The following is a 19,723-nucleotide window of genomic DNA, read 5'->3' on the forward strand; positions in this document are numbered from 1 at the left end:
AAGTATTATTTTGAAAAAAGTAGGAATAAAAATGATAAAATATGACCGTTTATGGATAACTATGAAAGAAAAAGGAATTACACAATATGACCTTTATACAAAACACAATATAAATCGTTCTCAATTAGATAGATTACGCCATAATAAAAATATAGAAGTGAACACAATAGACAGACTTTGTAACATTCTACATTGTAATGTTGAAGATATTATGGAACATTTTGAAGATGATAATATTTTTTAATAAATTTTATATATTTTTTAAACCTATTAAAAAAAGAAAAACTTTTTTTCACTTGTGAAAAGTTTCTTTATCGCTTCCTTCCTCTCCTTCAAAAGCACATTTGGAGTAAAAAATCTTGAAAGCTCTGCTTTCAAACTTTCGCAAGCTTTTTAAAATTTTAATGGAAAACACTAATAAATCTACTCATTCTAGACATTCCTTTTTTTCTCTTTTATATTTTTACTTTTATAAATTCTATATTTCTTATAATCATTGCAATGATAGTACTTTTTTTATATAATAACAATAAGAGGTGAAACAATGAACACAAATAAGAAATACAAGGACTCTGTTTTTACACGATATTTTTCAGATGAGCAAAAACTTCGATTACTTTACAATGCTTTAGAAAATACCAATTATGGAGAAGAAACTGAAGTAAACATCATTACATTAGAAGATGTACTTTTTATGAACCAAAAAAATGATATTTGCTTTACCATAGATAACAAATTTATACTTCTCATAGAGCATCAAAGTACTATTAATAATAATATGCCTTTACGTTGTTTACTTTATATTGCCAGAGAATACGAAAAATTGATTGACAGAAATATTATTTATAGAAGTACTTTACAGAAAATACCAACTCCTCATTGTTATGTATTATATAATGGCACTAGAAACTATCCTAAAGAAAAAACACTAAAACTATCAGATGCCTTTCTAGTAGCACAAAACCCTCCAGAACTGGAATTAAACATAAAAGTTATCAATATTAACTATGAGAAAAACCATACTATTATGCAACAATGTCAATATTTAAAAGAATATAGCTATTTTATATCAGTTGTAAAAACTTATTTAGAAAAAGGCTTAAAATTGAATGATGCTATTATTAATGCTGTAAAAATTTGTATCAATGAAAACATAATGAAAGAATTTTTACAAGAAAATGCAAGCGAGGTGATAAATATGCTATTTACAGAATTTGATATGGATACTGCAAAAAAAATTTGGAAAGAAGAAGCAAGAGAAGAAGGAAGAGAAGAAGGAAGAGAAGAAGGAAGAGAAGAAGGAAGAAAAGAAGGAAGAAAAGAAGGAAGAAAAGAAGGAAGAAAAGAAGGAAAAGAAGAAGGAAGAAAAGAAGGAAAAGAAGAAGGAAAAGAAGAAAAACAAATTGAAATTGCTAAAAACCTACTTGCTATGCTAGATGTTAAAGATATTAATATCATATCAAAAGCAACAGGTTTGTCTATTGAACAAATTAAAAAATTAATGTAATCATTACAAAAAAGCTATTTCTTTATTTTCAATATTTTAATTCAAATAAGGACATACCGAAAGGTATGTCCTTATTTATAAGAAGTAAAAAAAGAAATGAATTATTATAATTTTCCAATTTGTTTTAAGAACGCTTCGATTTTGCTTATAGCAAATTTCAATTCGTCCATAGAGTAAGCATAAGAAATTCTAATAAATCCTTCACCACAGTCACCAAATGCTGTACCTGGAACAACCGCTACTTTACCTTCAAATAACATTTTGTCACAGAATTCAGCAGATGTCAAACCTGTTAACTGTATAGATGGGAATACATAGAATGCACCCTTTGGTTCAAAGCAAGTCATACCTAATCTATTAAATTCACCGATTAAGTATTTTCTTCTTTCATCATAAGATGCTCTCATTTCTGCTACGTCTTTATCGCATTGTACAGGGTCTTTTAATGCTTCAATACCTGCATACTGGCTCATTGTAGGAGCACACATAATAACATAAGCATGAACTTTATTCATAGCTAATATTAAATCTTTAGGGCCTGCTGCATAGCCTAATCTCCAGCCTGTCATAGCAAAAGATTTTGCAAAGCCATTCAATACGATTGTTCTTTCATACATTCCAGGAATGGAAGCAATAGAAACGTGGTCTAAACCGCCATAAGTAAGTTCTGCATAAATTTCATCACTAATAACAAGTATGTCATGTTTAATTAAAACAGGAGCAATTTTTTCTAAATCTGCTTTTTCCATAATACCACCTGTAGGGTTATTTGGATATGGGAAAATCAATGCTTTTGTTTTAGGTGTGATAGCAGCTTCTAATTCTTCTGCTGTCAATCTAAATTCATTTTCTACTTTTGTTGTTAAAACAACAGGTACACCACCCTGCAATGTAATACTTGGTTTGTAGGAAACATAAGAAGGTTCTACAACAAGAATTTCGTCGCCTGGTTCAATAATTGTTCTTAATGCAATATCAATTGCTTCAGAAGCACCTATTGTACAAAGAATTTGGTCAGCTGGGTCATATTTTGTATGAAATCTTCTGTCAAGATAATCAGAAATTACTTTTCTTAATTCAGGCATACCTTGATTAGAAGAATATCTTGTTTTACCTTCTTTTAAAGAGTCGATTGCAGCCTGTCTAACGTGTTCTGGAGTTTTAAAATCTGGTTCTCCAACACCTAATGAAACAACATCTTCCATTGTTGCAGCAACATCAAAAAATTTTCTAATACCAGAAGGTGGCATTTCTTCAACGTGTTTTGCGATAAAATTTCTCATTGCAAATCAATCCTTTCAATACATAAAATTATCACATAGATACTGTTTTGTTTTGCTTTTGTTGCATTTTATTTTATTACTTTATTTCTTTTTGCAGAAAAGTGTTATTTTTTCAACACTCTTTTTTCTTATAGAAATATCATACAATAAAATACTATAAAAAGCAATAGATAAATATGATTTTGACGAAAAATATTTATTTTTTATATTTTTAAATAGTATACAGTACTATTTTTTTTATCAAAATTTATAAAAATATTGTTTTATTATTATTTCATTACTTATTAAAATACTTTTTATCTATTTAAAACTAGTGGCTATGAATAAAATAAATTACAAAGTTGTGAAATATTTATCTTTTTTTAGCAATAAAAACAAATAAATAGTATATTTTTATTTCATTTTTTTTATTTTTGAAGTTTTTTCTTCAAAATTTATACTATATGAAATACATACATTCTTTCCAATATTTCTTGTTCATCTTTTACCATACAAAGAAAATTCCAGCCACATCTCTCATAAAATGCTGTGTAGTCTGTTACCAAATATAATTTTTTAATACCCATATTTTTTATATCTTCTATCACAAAATCTAATATACATTTTGCAATGCCCTTTTTTCTATATTCTTCCTCTACAAACAAAGCACATAAATTTGGTTTTAAATGTTTATATTCATGAAAATCATTTTCTATTACTCCTGCACCTGCTATTATTTCATTATATTCATTCATCATAACATACCATTGTGGTATTATACTTTTTTGACAAATACATTGTTTCATACTATTCTCATATTCCTGTTTAGGGATATCCCACTTTTCTGAAAACCATTTTGCAGCTTCTAGAACAAGTTGGGGATTATGTCGCAACTTTTTTAACACTGTTTTTTTCACATTATCACCATTCTCTTTATTATATTATTCAAATTTTACAGCATATAAAGCATCACTTTTAGGTTGATTTAATTGTTGAATTTTTCCATTTTTTATAATTTGTTTTTCTTTTTCTGTAATACTCCCTATAATAGCACATTCAATATTTTGTTGTTGTAATGCTTTTACAATTTTTTCTCCTTCAAAAGCAGTAATAATCAAACTTCCACTTGAAATCAATTCATATGGACTAATTTGTGCTACTCGACAAATTGCTTTTGTTTCTTCCTTTACTGGTATTTTATCCAATTCCACTATAATACCTGTGTTAGAACAATCTGCTATTTCCCAAACTGCACCTAATATTCCTCCCTCTGTAACATCGTGCATTGCAGTTGCTCCCAAATTTTTAGCAATATTACTTTCTTTTACTACAGACAAAAATCCTCTCATTTTCTTTGCTTTTTCAATTAAATTTTTCTCTATATTGTCTGACAATATTTCCTCATACTGTTTTGCTAATATTACAGTTCCTTCCAAACCTGCACATTTTGTCATAATAACATCTTGTCCTACTTTTGCACCTCCTGTTGCAATAAAATTATTTTTATCTGTTCTACCTATTACTGCAGCAGATACTATAGGCTTGTTCACAGCAGATGTTACTTCTGTATGTCCTCCTAATATTTCAATACCTATTTCTTTTGCTGCTTCATATGCCCCTTCCATAATGTCAGACAATGTTGCCTCTGTACTTTTTTCTGGTAACAATATTGTCAAAAGTATTCCTACAACTTCTGCTCCGCTTGATGCAATATCATTACAATTAATGTGTACTGCAATATATCCTATATCCTGCTCTGCTCCTGTGATAGGGTCTGCTGATACTACACAAAGTTCTTCTCCAAATGTAATAGCAGAACAGTCTTCTCCTGTTTTAGGTCTTAAAAATACATCTTTTCTTTTTACAGCAAAATGATTTATAGGATTTAATACAATACGATTTAATATTTCTGGTGGTATTTTTCCAATTTCCATAATATTCCTCCTTGTTATAAAAATACTCTTTTTCCTAACCATACTCCTATTATGCAACACAATATACTACTTGCAATGTAACAAAATGCCATAACAACATTTTTTTGTTCTATTAATGTAACACTTTCTAGCGAAAATGTTGAAAATGTTGTAAAACCTCCACAAAGCCCTGTTTTTAAAAATAATACTACAGTTTCTGATACAGTATACTTCATTGCTCCACTTACTACAAGCCCTATTATAAATGCTCCTATAATGTTGATACATAATGTTGTAACAGGAAATGCTATTTCAAATGGTAAATTTATTTTTCCTATCATATAGCGAAACATTGCACCTATGCCGCCCCCTAAAGCTACTATTAAACATTGCATCATTACTATTTTCTCCTTTAATTTAATGAACATTTCATATCATTTTTAGTCATTACTTCTTTATTACTATAGTTTTGCTAAAATAACATAATTTTATATGGTATATTATTTTTTATTATATATAATTGTACTTATTTCTAATTGTTCTAGCAAAATAGTAATTAAAATACAAAAGCGTGTCGCATAAATTGACACGCTTGTTTTTTATTCTGCACCAACTGGTGTACTATCTGCTTGTTCTTGTTGTTCATTATTTGTATTTTCTTGTGTTTCTGTTACATCTGTTGCAGGCGTTTCTGGTGTTTCTATCGTTTCTGTTGGTTTCTGTTCTGGTTCTGGTGCTACTTCTGCCTTTTTTGTACCAACAGTTACTTCGTCCGCTGTTGCTCTATATGTGGAACTAGAAAACCATTCTTTACTAATCTGTTTTCCATTTTCCATAATAATTTTATAAGTGCTGACTTTACTACCTGTTTTTCCAGTATAGGTTACTTGTCTATATCCTTCTGGTTTTGAAGCATCTTTTGTTATTTTTTCTGCAGGTTTTGGTATTGTTCCATCAAATACCATTTCAAAATCAACTTTGTGTCCTGCATCATGTATTTCGTGTCCATATAAATTACATACCACTTTTCCATCTCTTGCATAAGCCTCTAAATAAACAGGATATTCTGTATCATTTCTAAATTTTAAATCTTTATAATCTCCTGCTACTGCGGCATCTCTACCCAATGGCACATATCCTACTGTCATAGAATGAGGATACCTTTCTACTACTTCTAATTCTGCTAATATTACTGCATTATACAATGTTGATGTTACCTGACAAACGCCTCCTGCAACTCCTTGCTCTACTTTACCATTTACATATACTCCTGCATCTTTATAGCCATTGGCATAAGTTTGAGGGCCAAGTCCCACATTCATAGAAAATACATCTCCTGGTGCTATTACAGTACCATCTATATTAGCACAGCCTACACGAAGATTTTCATTTCTTCCTGCTGCATTTGCTGAATATGTTGTACTATATGTTCCTATCAAATCTGTTACTTTTTCATTGTCCGCTTTTGTCACTTTAGGTTCCGTTACAGTAATTTCTGGTTCTACAATACCTCCTGTATTCTGTTCCAGTAATTCCTCTACTTTAGGTACTGTTTTATCTACATCTAAAGCATAACCTTTTTGTTCTTCTGTAATTTGAAAAGCACCATTTTTTCTTGTAATCGTACTATCTTGTGCATCAACATTAAATTCTGTAGCAATTTGTTGTAATCTCTCTACTACTTTTTGATTATCATGTGTATAAGATATAGTAATGTTTTCTTTATTTTGTGCAACATCTGTTACTATTTTATATCTATCTTTCAATTCTCCTGTTCTTCCAATTTCCCACGCTTGTTCTACAGATGCTTCTATATCATATTTTACATCTAAATCAGAAAATGGAATTTCCCAAGTTTTATCTTGTTGTTGTATTGTAATTTTCTGGCTGCCTAAATGTACATCTGCCTCTTGCTGTAGCTGTTGTAATGCTTCCTCTTTTGTTTTTCCTGAAACATCTACACCATTAACAGAAATACCACTATAAATTGTATTTATATTTACAGCTTCCTCCATTTTGTTTTTCATGTATTGGCCATAAGCGAATACACTTCCTCCTACAATCATACCAACTGCTAATATTCCAACAAAAAATATTTTTCTTTTTGCTTTTTTTCTTCTTTCTGTCCTTTTCTGTGTTCTCTTTTGAGAAACATTATGGTTTTTGTAAGTAGCATGATTATTATAATTGTTGCGACTATTATGATTGTTATGATTACTACGACTGTTATGCTGTTGTGACACAGTTGGCTTCCCCCTTTCCCTCATTATAAATACTTTCCTTATTTCTATCCATATGCTTAAAATATACTTTTTAAATATATTTTCAAATAATGATAGCATATTATTCTATAATAGCGGAGCAATGTTGAAATATGGTGTCAAATATATTAAATTTTCTTTACAAAGTTATAAATTATTATAAACCGATAAAATTGGACAATATACAACAAATAAAATCCTTTTTCTGTAATATAATGGCGAAAAAAAAGCAGTTTTATACTGCTTCTCTTTCTATTTATCTTTTCCTTTTTTTCTTTGCTTCTGCTAGTTGTGTCGCCATATTATTATTTTGCTGTTGTTCCTTTTGATTTTTTTCTTTTTTTTGTTGTCTTTTTTGTGCCTGTTTCATTTCCTTTTCAAAATTATTATATTGTACTGTTTGTTGTGGTACTGTTTGCTTTTTCTCCTTTTTTAGATTTTTCAATATATTTTCTAATTTTTGTGTTACTATGTAAAATCTTCTGAAAAAGACATCTAACAAAAATACAATTAATGCTAGTATTAAAAACAAATTTGTTAAGCTTTTACTTTCGGATACTGCTTGAGGTTTTTGTGTAAATACTTCTTCTCCATTTGTCAGTACACGTCCTCCTGTTGCTTCTGCTATTCTATTTAAAAGAACCTCTCCCTTTCCCCAATTTCGTCTGTCATATTCCTTAGGGTAAGCAATAGCAAAACCTGTATTTACACTATCTGTTTCTCCCTTTGTATTTGTTATTTGTAAATTTAATATATATCCACCTTCTGCTATAGTATCCATAGTTCCTACATATACATTTGGTGCTGTTCTATTCAGTATCACATTGTATGTCTTATTGTCATTTGAAACAACAGTCCCTTCTACTTCTGAAACACTTTCATCATATGCCATTGTAACAGTCAAAAGACTTTTTTCTCCTTCTATTACTGCTGATGCTGTAATATCTTTACTACTTTGTTTTTTCATTATCCAAGAAATACTATTTTGTAATATTTGTCGCCCTTGTTGAGAAGCTAGCCAGTTTTTACTCCATTTTCCACTAACATCACTTGTCCAAACAGCTGTTCTTCCCAAACCATACTGCCATGTAGCAAGTATAGGTTCTTGTTTATCGCTCTCTAATACAACATCTGCTCTTGGTTTTGCTGTTGTACCAATATATCCTTCTAATGTTGCTACACTACTAATATCAGCCATAATTGCAGAAGCATTTTTTTGTTTTGGATAAAATGTTCTATTGTTTATATATTCTTTTCCTGCAAGTAATGTTTCTTTCGCAAAAATTTCAGGTAAATCACTAAATTCATTTGTAAAGTAATATCTTCCTCCACCTTGTTCTGAAAGTCTTTTTAATAATGCAGTATCAGCTCCCGTTCCTACTGCTACAGTAGATAATGTAATACCATTTGTATTCATTCTTTCTAATAAACTATCATATCCTGATTGTTCTGCCTGACCGTCTGTTAAAAGTATAATATGCTTTTGTTTTGTATTAGCATCTTTCAGCACATCATAGGCTGCGTTGAGTCCAGGCAATATGCTAGTACCTCCTCCAGGTTGTATACTACCTATACCCATGCGAATATCTGTTATATTATCTTGCACTGTTTGAAAAGGTACTGCCCATTGTGCTATATCATCAAATGCTATAACACCTATACAATCCCCAGGCATAAAACTGCTTAGACTTCTTATACAGGCCTCTTTTGCCATTTCAATTTTTGAAACACCATATTCTCCTCCGTCCATACTTCCAGAGCGGTCTATTACCATTACCATACCTAAACTATTATTTTGTCCTTCTGTTTTTAATTCCATTTCTACCGGCAGTATTTCCTCTAGTTTTGTTTTATAATAACCGCCTAATGCAAATGAGTTTTCTCCTCCTGTTACAAGAAGCCCTCCTCCTGTTGTTTTAACATAACTTTCTAGAGCGTCTAAAAATCCATTTGGCATACTTTCTTCTGAAACATCTGACAATACTACTGCATCATACTGATTTAATTGTTCCACTATAACAGGTGCATTTTCTATTGCTATTTTTGTCACATTTACTTGACTGTTTTGTAAAAAGTCCTCCCATACATTTCCACTATCATACTGTTCTATCAGCAATATTTGTGCAACATCTGTAATATAGCAGTAAGCATAGGCTTTATTATTTTGAGAAATCGTATCTTGCTGTGCTGACAATTCTGCTCTATACAATATACTTCCACCATTTTCTGTTTTATCAGAAAATACAATATTACTTTCTCCTTTTACTACTGCAATTTGTTCATTAGCAATTAAACTATTTCCTTTAAACAATTTTACATTTGCTTGTGTATCTATATTACTACTTATTTGCAATGTAACATCATATTCTGTATTTTTATTTATCAAATTAGAAACTTGAAGTGCAGAAAGCTGTACCTCTGGTTGTTCTTTTGTTTGTAATGGAAATACATCTATTGTAATGCCTTGTGCTTGCAACAATTTTGACTGTGCATAACCATCTCCTACTGTTTCAATGCCATCAGAAAGTAATACAATTCTTTTTCTTGTTTTTTCTGGTATTACTGCATTTGCTAAATTTAATACACTACTAATATTTGTTGCATTTTTTTGTACATAAGACAAAAAATTTTGAGGAAAAGGTACATTACTCATAGGGGACTGTTCTAACACAGCATCACCACCAAAGCATAACAATCCAATGTTATCTTTTTCACTTCTTGCACTTTCTGCCTGTTTTAAAAATGTTTTGATATTTTGTTGTGACTGTTTTGTACTATCAGACAAATCTACTGCAAATATTGTTGTTACCTTTTGAGAAGTGGTTTGTATACTAATATCACACAATGCTAGTATAAGCAAAAGAGCGACTATGCTTCTCATAAATATAAAAAATCTATGGCTAAATGTATTTTTTATATTTCCTTTTTTTGCAATCACATACAACAACAGCACTACTATAACAAAAAACAATATACAATAAGGTTTCATTACACTAACGTTCATTGCAATTCACTCTCCATTCTAACAGCAGAAGTAAAAGTAACACAAATATTACAATATTTTGAATACTTTTTCCTACTTTTATTGTTTTTTGGGCATTATTTTGCTGTGTTTGTGTTTGTTCTCTTATTTGATATTGCTGCATCAAATCAGACTCTCCTGCTGTTTTCGCATTAACAGCAAATGTATTTGTTGTTTGTTGTTGTAATTGGTCTTTTTGTATGAGTGTATAAATGCCTGTTTGTTGTGTATCTGTAAAAGTTTCTGGAGGAAAAGGAGGTGCTATTTTTGTAGTTTGTCCATTTGGAAACTGTATAAAAGCCTCTTTTGTTTCTGGTAAAAGTGAAATTTCTATTGTTTGCCCAGACTCTATACCCTTCAAAGATTTTTGTGCACTCTGTTCAAAAAACCAATTTTGTAAATTATATATTAATATAGGAAATTCTTTTTGTAGTGGCAAATCTGTATTATGAATGTCAAATGCAAATACTGCCATTTTGACACCATTTTGTTCTCCTGCTATAGCAATAGCTTTTCCATCTGCTTCTAATATAGGAGATGCCCAAATTGGTACAGAAAATGATTTTGCTTTTTCAATATCAAATTTTAATGTTTCTGAAAATGTCATATTGCCATATCCTTGTGTAGTTGCTTGTGCTGTTATATTTCTTTCTGTTCCTAAAGGCAATATATTGTTATCATTAGGTAAATTCCAAAATATATAATAACCATCTTCTGGTAAAACTTCTGGTACAACGCCATCAAATATATATAGTGAATATCCCTTCAATACTTCAATATGTTCTGTATCTGTTTTATAAAGTTCTACTTCAGGCAAAAGGCTATATACTTTTTCTAAAAATATATTTTGGTCTGTTACTAAAAGCACTTTCTTTTTTGTTTGAGAAAATGCTCCATCATAGGCTCTATCATCTGCTATTAAGACATCTTCTGGTGTCAATGTTGCTGTTAATGCTGTTGTCTGTTGCGAAATACCTGTAAATATTACATCTTTGCTATTTCCGCCTTGTATTGTAATTTCTTTTCTATCAAATGCCTTTCCATCACAAAATAAATTAACTGTTTTAGTAATTTCTCCTTCTCCAAAATAGCTCACTTTTACAAGTGCTTGAAAACCGTTTTCTCCTTGACTATGAGAAAGCAATGTAATTGCAGTATTTTGACTATTTTTTCCTAATATATTTTGTTCTATATCTAAATCTTGTAATGTTGGTTGTAACTGGTCTGTAAAAATACAAATTTGACCGTTTTCTGCCCCTGCTAGTTGTAACAACTCTCTGCTATTTTGCCAGTTTACTCCTCCATTTGTAGGCTGAATAGTTTCTATTTGATTTAACAATGTTCTTTTATCTGTACTGTTACTAGATAATATTATTGGTGTATCTTGTAAAAGCACAATACTAAACATACCATTAGGAGGTGACTGTTCTATTTGATTTTTCATTTGCTGTTTTGCCTGTTCTAAGCGACTTTTGCCCTCCTGTTCATCTTTTGCCTGCATACTCAAAGAGCAATCTAGTCCAAATACAATATGACTTGTTTCACTTATTCCCATAATATAAGGATTAGCCAGCGCTACAGCTAACAATATAACAGCAATTATCTGCAAAAACATTAATAAATTCTTTTTTAATTTTTGAAAAGGTTTTTGTGCCATACTATAGCTTTCTGCTCTTTTCCATAAAAACAAACTAGATACTTGCTGTTCTTTATACTTTTGTTTCATCAAATACATCAAAACAATAATAGGAACTCCTATTAACGCCAAAAGTCCTAACGGCTGAAAAAAACGCATTGATTACACCCTCCTTATTGTTCTAATGTTGAAAAGTATTCAGAAACCAATTCTCTCATACCATAAGGTACGTCACTATTTTCAATATCTTTTAAAGCATCATTTCGGTAAGACTGATATACTTGTTCATAAGGCAAACTTTGTCCTCTTTCTCCTATTGTCTGCTCTCTTGTAATATTTGTTTGTCCTTGTTCATTTTGCTGTCCTTGCAGTTGTGTTTGGTATCCTGCCATATTCTCCGCTTTTCTAGTATATATTTTTTCTGTTTCTTGATGTCCATTTCCTCTACCTTGACCACTGTTCATACCTTCACCGCTACCTTGTCCTTGACCACCTTGACCGCTTCCGCTTTGTTCTCCTTCTCCTTGTCCCTGCCCTTGTCCATCTCCTTGCTGTCCTGATTGTCCTGACTGTTCTGTTTTAGAAGAAGCATTTTCAGCCAATGCTTGATTTAAGTTTTCCATATTTTGTATAAAATCAGTATTCTCATTTGCTAATGATGCTAATTTTCCTTTTAATGCTTGTCCTTGTGTAATTGCCTGTGCCATATTACCACTAGAAAGCTGTTGTGACAAATTTTTAAGCAATTCTGCTAATTCTTCATCATTTACTTCTCCTATATCTTCTAATGCCTGTGCAATTTTTTCTAATACTTCCTGAGGCAATTCTTCCATTTCAGACAGCAACGTGTCCATTTGTGTACGAATGGCTTTTGTATCTCCTGTTTCTAGTGCATTCGCTAATTCTTTTGTTTTCTCATTTTGAGAAAGCTTTTCTGATACTTTTTTTAAATCTTCTGACATATTTTCTTTTTCAAGTGCTTTTACTGCTTGTTGTGCTTGTTCTACTATTCTTTTACTTTCTTCTACTGTTTGTGCTTTTTTTAAATTTTTTGTTAGCGTATTCATTTCTTTATTAAATGCTTTTAAAGCATCTTCTTTTATTTCTTGTTCTTTATTAATATCACTTTTTACTTGTTCTATTTTTTTTAGCTGTGCTGCTGCATACTGTTCTGCTTGTTTTTGTTGTGGAGTAGTAATAATATTTGTACCAAACAATGCCACAAATAGTACTGCCAATATTTGTATTTCTTTTTTAGAAATAGTTAATTTATATTTTTTTGAAATATCCTGTTGTTGTGCTTTCTGCAGAGCATCTTCTATTACCAGTTTTTCTATTTTTGTATATTCTCTTTTTTGTTCCAATAATTCCAATGCTGTAATAAAACGTTCCTTATATCCTAATTTATCCGCAATTTGTGCTGTTTTTTTCCACGTAATACGTTTTAAATATGTAACAATAAAAGAACAAAATAAAACAGCTAACACAATGATTATAAAAAATATATTATCATCAAATAAATATTTCCATTTTGAAATTAAAACATATATAACTGAAATTGCTGTACCTACTATTACAAATTTTAAAAATATTTTCAGCCACAACTCCCACATTAATTTTATTTTTAATTTCAAAAGTCTTTTTTGTAGCTGTTCCATATTGTTCTCTCCTCTCTTTTTTTACTTCTGTATTTACTTTTTTTATTTTTTATTTCTTACTGGGTTGATAAAATGTGCTGACAACAACACAAACAAAAATGAAACTACAATATTAAACACAGTATTTACTATCCAATAATGCTGCACTATTGTATTTATTGTAGTATTTTGGCTAGCATAGCGATAAAATAAATCAGATGCTACATTTGTCCCTAATTGATTATCTATCAATGAAAAAAATCCTACACCCGGATTTGCAGAAAGTATTGTTAATGGAAATGCCAAACTTGGGGATGTTTGGTACATTGTCCAATGTAAACTTTGCTGCAAAAAAACTGCTATCAGTGTTCCAAAACAAAATACTCCTCCTATAAGCAAATATACTACAACAATAGATACTACTGTCTTTTTAAATATGCAAGAAAAAAATATAGAAATAGAACAAGCCATGCAAGTCGTTATCATAATATAAAGCATCATTACTAACAAAGAAATAATTGTAACACCACCAAAATAGAATGCTATAGCAAAAACAGGTAATGTTGCTATCATAATTAATACAAGTGTTGCAATAGAAGACATCAATTTTCCTATTACAATAGATAGCGATGACATTTTTGTCATCAAAAGTAAATCTAATGTTTGCCTTTCTCTTTCTCCACTGATACAGCCTGCTGTCATAGCTGGAGCTGCCAAAAGCATCAATCCCATTTGCATAGCACAAAGTACAACATACATATATGTCATTTGTTCTGGGTCAAATGAATAATTGTAAGAATTAAACATTGTACCATATAAAAACAGTATTGCTCCTAGTGCTACTATAGCAACATACACTGTCAATATTGCAAACATTTTCCAACTTCTTAGTGTTGTTTTTGTTTCTCGACGCAATACAGGGTTCATCATCATTTTTGTTCGCCTCCTGTTACCTGCATAAATATTTCTTCCAAATTTCCTTCTTTTTCTTTAAAATATATTATTGCAATATCTGCTAGTACAATTTGTTTTAAAAGCTCTGCTAATTCTTTGTCTTCCCCTTGATAAGAAAATTCTATATCAAATGTATTTTCAATTATATCTTCTACAAGCGGTTGTTCTTCTAACAATTTCATAAGAGCAGTCATATTTTCCAGAGGGCGTATTTGTATTCTTCTTACTTTTGTCATTTGTTTCATAATTTCCTGTACTGTTCCTTGTACAACAATATGCCCTTTATCTATAATACCTACTTCTGTACACATTTCGGCAAGTTCTGGCAATATATGAGAACTAATAATAATTGTTTTTCCCATTATCTGGAGTTGCTTTAATACTTCTTTCATTTCTACTCTTGCCCTTGGGTCAAGTCCAGAAGCAGGTTCATCTAATATTAGCAATTTGGGGTCATGTATTAAGCTTCTTGCTAAACATAGTCTTTGTTTCATACCTCTTGATAGACTATCTACATATGTATCTTTTTTATGAGAAAGGTCCACAATTTCTAACAAATTATTTATCAAACTTTCTCTTTGTTCATAAGGTATATAATAAGTTCCTGCATAAAAATCCATATATTCTGACACTTTTAAGTCATCATACACACCAAAAAAGTCTGGCATATATCCTATATGTTCTTTCAATGCTTTAGGATTTTTGGTAACATCTACACCATCAATTATAACACTTCCATCTGTTGCTTTCAAAAGTCCTGACATAATTTTCATTGTAGTTGTTTTTCCCGCACCATTTGGTCCTACAAATCCAAATATACTACTTTCTGGTACTGTCAAATTTAAGTCATCTACTGCGGTAAATTTTCCATATTTTTTCATAAGATGTTTAATTTCTAACATTTTGCCCTGCCCCCTTTATTTTCATTTCTGGGTATCTGACTTCTGTTTCTTTTTGTACAAAATATTTTACTTTTATGCAGCCATTTGGATAATCTTCTGTTATCCATATATAATTTGAAATATCGTTATATGGGTCACTGCTCAATGCTTCCCACTGTTCTGTTGCCGCATTATATATTTCTGGTGCTTGATAAAAGTTTCCTGTATCATTTAATGAGCGGAACTGTACACTTTCTATTTGTGTATTTGCAGGTATGCCAAATGTCCATACTGCTTCTGATGCTGTTTCTGCATAAATACTATTATCTCTATAATCATTTATGCCATCTGCACTTTCTTCTAAAAGCACAATACCAGACAATACACCGTAAGGTATTTCAAACATTTCTGCTTCTGACAAATATACGCTATATTCCATAATATACAAATTTAATGTATTTTCTAATGCACTCTCTCCATTGATATTAATAGGTTCAGGTAATATTCCCTCTTCATCAAAAGCATACAGATATACCTTCATATCTCCCTCATTTACTAATCGCATTTCTGCCTCATTCCAATTTACATAGTCCTGTACTAAATCTCCTTCTCTCATTATACGATAAGCGTCTTGTCTTGTCATTTCTCCTGATTTTATTTTTTTATTTAATTTTGTTCTATCATACACATCTCTAAATATTTCCCATACTGCACTTGATAAATTTGTTATTTGCTTGTCTACAATTTCCTCGTTAATATTGATGCTTTCTCCTATTTTTAGACTATCTATTTTTATAATTCTTTTTCCTACTACAAATAATATATCTTTAAAATTTCTATTAGTATTATTTGTAATTGTACCAACTAATTTTTCTCCTTCCATTTTAACGTCACATACTACAGTACCACCCATATCTGTTACAGTTTGCATTTCAAATTCATTGTTATTCCAACTGCCCTTATTAAAATATGTAATTTCTGTTTTATCTCCTATCAATACTTTATTCAAATAAATATCTTTTGCCTCTTCATAATAATTCCATCTGTCTTCAGAAGCTACTGACAAATTCATTGCTTTTTCTGCACTCAATACAACAGTTCCTTTTTTATTTGATTTTGCACAACCATATATTTCTGTTTTAGCTATATTTTGTCCTTGTTCTATTTTTGTAGCAGACACAATATTAATTAAGCCACTTTTATACTGACTATTTATACTTAACACAAATATAATCAGCATAAATATTGCAGAAATAGCTGGTATTGCTATCCAAGCGAATTCTCTTTTATCTTTTCTTTTTAGTACAATATACAATATAGGGCCTATTACAATGACATAAATTATTACAGCAAACAATATAATATAAATACTATTTTCTTTTAGCTCTGGAAATCTTTGTGCAATATAAGACATAGGATTATAATTATAACTGTCTGCATATTCTACTTTCATCAACTCTTCATCAACATACTCGCAGTAACTTTTTATTTCATTTACAAAGCCTGCTGTACTAATTACAGGCTCTAATGATAATGATATATCATATAGTATCACTGCTCCATTTCCTATTGCTAGCAATGAAGCATTTTCAAAAATATCTGTTTGTATGTCCTCTATTCCTAATAAATTCAATTCCGCTACATCAGCTCTTACACTCTGCCCTGCTAATATAATATTTTTTTGTACAGTACTCTCACTTGTAATAGATACAATATTTTGTAATCCACTCATTGTTTTGGAAGCATTTACTCCTGTACCAATAACACAAATACCTCCCTGTTGTATCCATTGTAAAAGTGCTTGCTTTTGCTTTTCTGACAACGACTTTGTGTCAAAATCGTCTATCACAATTACTTTAAAATGATTGATAACAGATTGCTCACTTGGAAATGTTTCGTTATTTAAATACACTGTTTTTGTATATTCTCCTGTATAATCTTGTTGCTGTGCAAAATGAAGTGCTGACAAATATGCCATATCTGCTGGTCTTTCACTAAGTACTCCTATTAATATTGTTGCAGGGTCTAATGGCTGAGCACTAACATATTTTCTATATACAATTTGATTTTTTTCATTTACTAATGTTATTTCAAAATCTTTTTGTATTGTCTGTATTGGTACAGATAAATAAATCTGTTTTATTGCCCCTTTTGAAAGTTCCAAAGGTTGATAAAAAATAGAATATCTTCCTCCATTATTACTATTGCCTATAGTGGAGTATATTTTTATTTGAAATTCTCCTTTAAAATCATTACTATTATTTACCATAACAGCACTAACAGGGACTACTTTTCCTACAATAAATTGCTGTTCAAATCCAATTAAAATATTGGCAGAAAAATCATTTATACCAACTTCTCTTTCTTTTTTTTGTTTTTCAGAAAGTGCTGCATCATTTTGTATTGTATCATCATTTAAAATAGTTGAAGCAGTATCTACTGCTACTGCTGGTGCTGCCATTGCTCTAGCAGAAAATATTGGTGCAATTAAGCTCAATACCATAGCAATTACAAGTAATATAGCAACAATTGCTGCGATACGTCTTTTTCTTTGCTCTCTTTTATTTATTTTCATATTATTACAACCTCCCTTGTTTATTTACTGTCACTATTATATCAATTTCCAAAAAATATAAATACTAATTTTTTCTTACACTTTTATTATTAATATATTTCTATAGTATCAATAAATAAAAATAATATTTTGTTATAATCCCAATTCTTTTAAAAAACAAGAGCGTTTCGTTTTTTTATCATGTCTTTTTGTTATTTCAGACAAATATAATATACTTTTTGCTCTTGTTACAGCAACATAAAACAATCTACGTTCTTCTTCTATTTGTTCTGATGTTTCACTTTTTTTATGTGGTATTATTTCCTCTACAATGCTAGGCACAAACACTGCTTCAAATTCTAGCCCTTTTGCAGAGTGCATAGTAGAAAGTGTTACACCTTGTATTTGTTCCATATTACTTCTTTTGTTTTTTTGTATCATTTCATTTTCCATTTCTTTTAATTTATTTAAAAAGCTTTCTGTATCTTCTGCAACACTCGCAAATTGTGTAATTTCTTCTGCAATTTCTAAATATCCCTCTAAGCTTGCCTTTCTAAAACTAGCATATTGTTTTAAATAGTCATCATACCCTACAATATTCCTAATATATTTTAATGCTTCCAACGGTTTTCTCTTTTTTATTTGTATTAAATGAGCTTCTAAATCTTGTAAATACTGTGCTTGATATTTTCTCAAATGTGGGGACGCATACAATGCTTTTAAAAGTGGAAAATCACTTTTTTCTGTCTGTTCCAAAAGTTCTCTACTAATGTATCTTTTAGGCTTATTTACAATACGACGAAATTCTGCATTATTATAAATATCTTCTGCTAAAATTAAATATGAAGTCAAATCTTTTGTAATCCAGTGGCTATATAAATTAGAACCTTTATCTTTTAATATAAATGGTATACCTTTTTGTGTTAATGCTCCTGCAATAATGCCTCCCTGTATATTTGTTCTATATATTACTGCCATTTCAGAATAGTGTATACCTTTTTTTCTTAATTTCATCAGCAAATAGGCAATTCTTTCTGCTTCTTGATAAGCATCTTTTTCTGTAAAAAATATAATTTTTTCTCCTTCTCCTCTTTCTCCATACATATTTTTTGCAAAACGTTTTTTATTATGACAAATGATTTTTTCTGATAATTTTATAATTTTTTCTGTAGAACGATAATTTACAGACAATATAACTTTTTCACTGTTTTCATATTTTTGAGGAAACTGCAATAAAAATTCTGGTCTTGCTCCTCTAAAACAATAAATACTTTGGTCATCATCTCCTACTGCAAAAATATTATTTTGAGGTTCTGCCAACATACTAATACAAGCATTTTGTGCTTGGTTAATATCTTGATATTCGTCTAATAATATATATTCAAAACGTTGTTGCCAATATTTTCTAGCTTGTTCCTCTAGTGTTAAATATTCATAACACTGTGTAAGCATATCATCAAAATCAATTTTATTTTTATATGCTTTATATCTTTCATATTTTTTTACAAAAAATTGAAACAACTCTGTTTCAAAATTGATAGGCTGATATTGTTTTAATGATAACAATTCATTTTTCATTAGTGATATTTCTCCCAATAAATCTTTGACATATTCTTCTATATCATTTGTTTCTATTTCGGACTCTATTATTAATTTTTTAAAAAAATTCCACTTTTCATCTTCGCTCATTATTTGCTCTAATCTATAATGATATGCCTTTCTCAATATTCTAAAAAAGATATTGTGAAATGTACCAAATATAACTTTATCTCCTCCTATAACATTTAATTTTAAAAAACGTTGTTGCATTTCTGTTGCCGCTGCTTTGGTATAAGTTACAACAAGTATTTTTTCTGGTGCTACATTATGTTGTTCTATAAGGTATTTTATTCTATATATAATTACTGTAGTTTTTCCACTTCCTGGTCCTGCTAGTACTAACATTGCTCCTTTATGATGTTTTATCGCTTTTTGCTGTTGTATATTAAAATCCATATTATTCTCCCTTATTTACTTCTATTACCTTTTTTATAATTCAATTATAGTATAATACCACAATACAAACTGTCAATAAAATCAAAACAAATTATTTTATG

At 30.1% G+C, this 19,723-nt stretch carries 14 protein-coding genes; 2 read left to right on the top strand and 12 right to left on the bottom strand.

The window, feature by feature from the left end; translation table 11 throughout:
* Positions 1 to 31 precede the first annotated feature (31 nt).
* A complete protein-coding gene (locus C820_RS00915) occupies positions 32 to 244 on the top strand; it encodes a helix-turn-helix domain-containing protein (RefSeq protein WP_004036176.1) in 213 nt (70 codons plus the stop codon).
* Positions 245 to 544: 300 nt separating this feature from the next.
* A complete protein-coding gene (locus C820_RS00920; RefSeq protein WP_004036175.1) occupies positions 545 to 1,507 on the top strand; it encodes an RpnC/YadD family protein in 963 nt (320 codons plus the stop codon).
* A 104-nt stretch (positions 1,508 to 1,611) separates the two neighbouring features.
* Here the strand turns inward: C820_RS00920 and C820_RS00925 are convergent, their stop codons facing one another.
* The 12 genes from C820_RS00925 to C820_RS00980 form a co-directional block, all read right to left on the bottom strand.
* Positions 1,612 to 2,790, bottom strand: a complete 1,179-nt coding sequence (locus C820_RS00925; protein WP_004036174.1) for a pyridoxal phosphate-dependent aminotransferase — start codon at positions 2,788 to 2,790, stop codon at positions 1,612 to 1,614.
* Positions 2,791 to 3,224: 434 nt separating this feature from the next.
* The gene (locus C820_RS00930) at positions 3,225 to 3,686 is read right to left on the bottom strand and encodes a GNAT family N-acetyltransferase (RefSeq protein WP_004036173.1); all 462 of its coding nucleotides are present in this window, start codon (positions 3,684 to 3,686) and stop codon (positions 3,225 to 3,227) included.
* A gap of 24 nt (positions 3,687 to 3,710) precedes the next feature.
* A complete protein-coding gene (locus C820_RS00935) occupies positions 3,711 to 4,703 on the bottom strand; it encodes an AIR synthase family protein (RefSeq protein WP_004036172.1) in 993 nt (330 codons plus the stop codon).
* A gap of 14 nt (positions 4,704 to 4,717) precedes the next feature.
* Positions 4,718 to 5,080: a fluoride efflux transporter CrcB gene (gene crcB, locus C820_RS00940; RefSeq protein ID WP_004036171.1), complete on the bottom strand. Its 363-nt coding sequence runs from the start codon at positions 5,078 to 5,080 to the stop codon at positions 4,718 to 4,720.
* A 201-nt stretch (positions 5,081 to 5,281) separates the two neighbouring features.
* Positions 5,282 to 6,925, bottom strand: a complete 1,644-nt coding sequence (locus tag C820_RS00945; RefSeq protein WP_004036169.1) for a VanW family protein — start codon at positions 6,923 to 6,925, stop codon at positions 5,282 to 5,284.
* A 274-nt stretch (positions 6,926 to 7,199) separates the two neighbouring features.
* The gene (locus C820_RS00950) at positions 7,200 to 9,947 is read right to left on the bottom strand and encodes a VWA domain-containing protein (protein ID WP_004036167.1); all 2,748 of its coding nucleotides are present in this window, start codon (positions 9,945 to 9,947) and stop codon (positions 7,200 to 7,202) included.
* On the bottom strand, positions 9,937 to 11,760 hold the full coding sequence (locus tag C820_RS00955) for a vWA domain-containing protein (protein WP_004036166.1): 1,824 nt from the start codon (positions 11,758 to 11,760) through the stop codon (positions 9,937 to 9,939). The genes C820_RS00950 and C820_RS00955 overlap by 11 nt, the downstream gene beginning before the upstream one ends.
* A 14-nt stretch (positions 11,761 to 11,774) precedes the next feature.
* Complete coding sequence (locus C820_RS00960) at positions 11,775 to 13,259, bottom strand: DUF8809 domain-containing protein (protein WP_004036164.1); 1,485 nt, start codon at positions 13,257 to 13,259, stop codon at positions 11,775 to 11,777.
* Positions 13,260 to 13,301: 42 nt separating this feature from the next.
* Positions 13,302 to 14,171, bottom strand: coding sequence for an ABC transporter permease (locus tag C820_RS00965; protein ID WP_004036162.1), 870 nt, complete (start codon positions 14,169 to 14,171; stop codon positions 13,302 to 13,304).
* Positions 14,168 to 15,094 carry an ABC transporter ATP-binding protein gene (locus C820_RS00970; RefSeq protein ID WP_004036161.1) on the bottom strand — a complete coding sequence of 309 codons (927 nt, stop codon included), beginning with the start codon at positions 15,092 to 15,094 and terminating at the stop codon, positions 14,168 to 14,170. The genes C820_RS00965 and C820_RS00970 overlap by 4 nt, the downstream gene beginning before the upstream one ends.
* Positions 15,081 to 17,648, bottom strand: coding sequence for a DUF8725 domain-containing protein (locus tag C820_RS00975; RefSeq protein WP_004036159.1), 2,568 nt, complete (start codon positions 17,646 to 17,648; stop codon positions 15,081 to 15,083). The genes C820_RS00970 and C820_RS00975 overlap by 14 nt, the downstream gene beginning before the upstream one ends.
* Positions 17,649 to 17,780: 132 nt before the next feature.
* Positions 17,781 to 19,622 carry an ATP-dependent helicase gene (locus C820_RS00980; protein WP_004036157.1) on the bottom strand — a complete coding sequence of 614 codons (1,842 nt, stop codon included), beginning with the start codon at positions 19,620 to 19,622 and terminating at the stop codon, positions 17,781 to 17,783.
* Between the last annotated feature and the right edge of the window lie 101 nt (positions 19,623 to 19,723).

The organism is Clostridium sp. MD294 (genome assembly GCF_000364165.2).
Lineage (GTDB): Bacteria > Bacillota > Clostridia > Lachnospirales > Anaerotignaceae > Coprocola.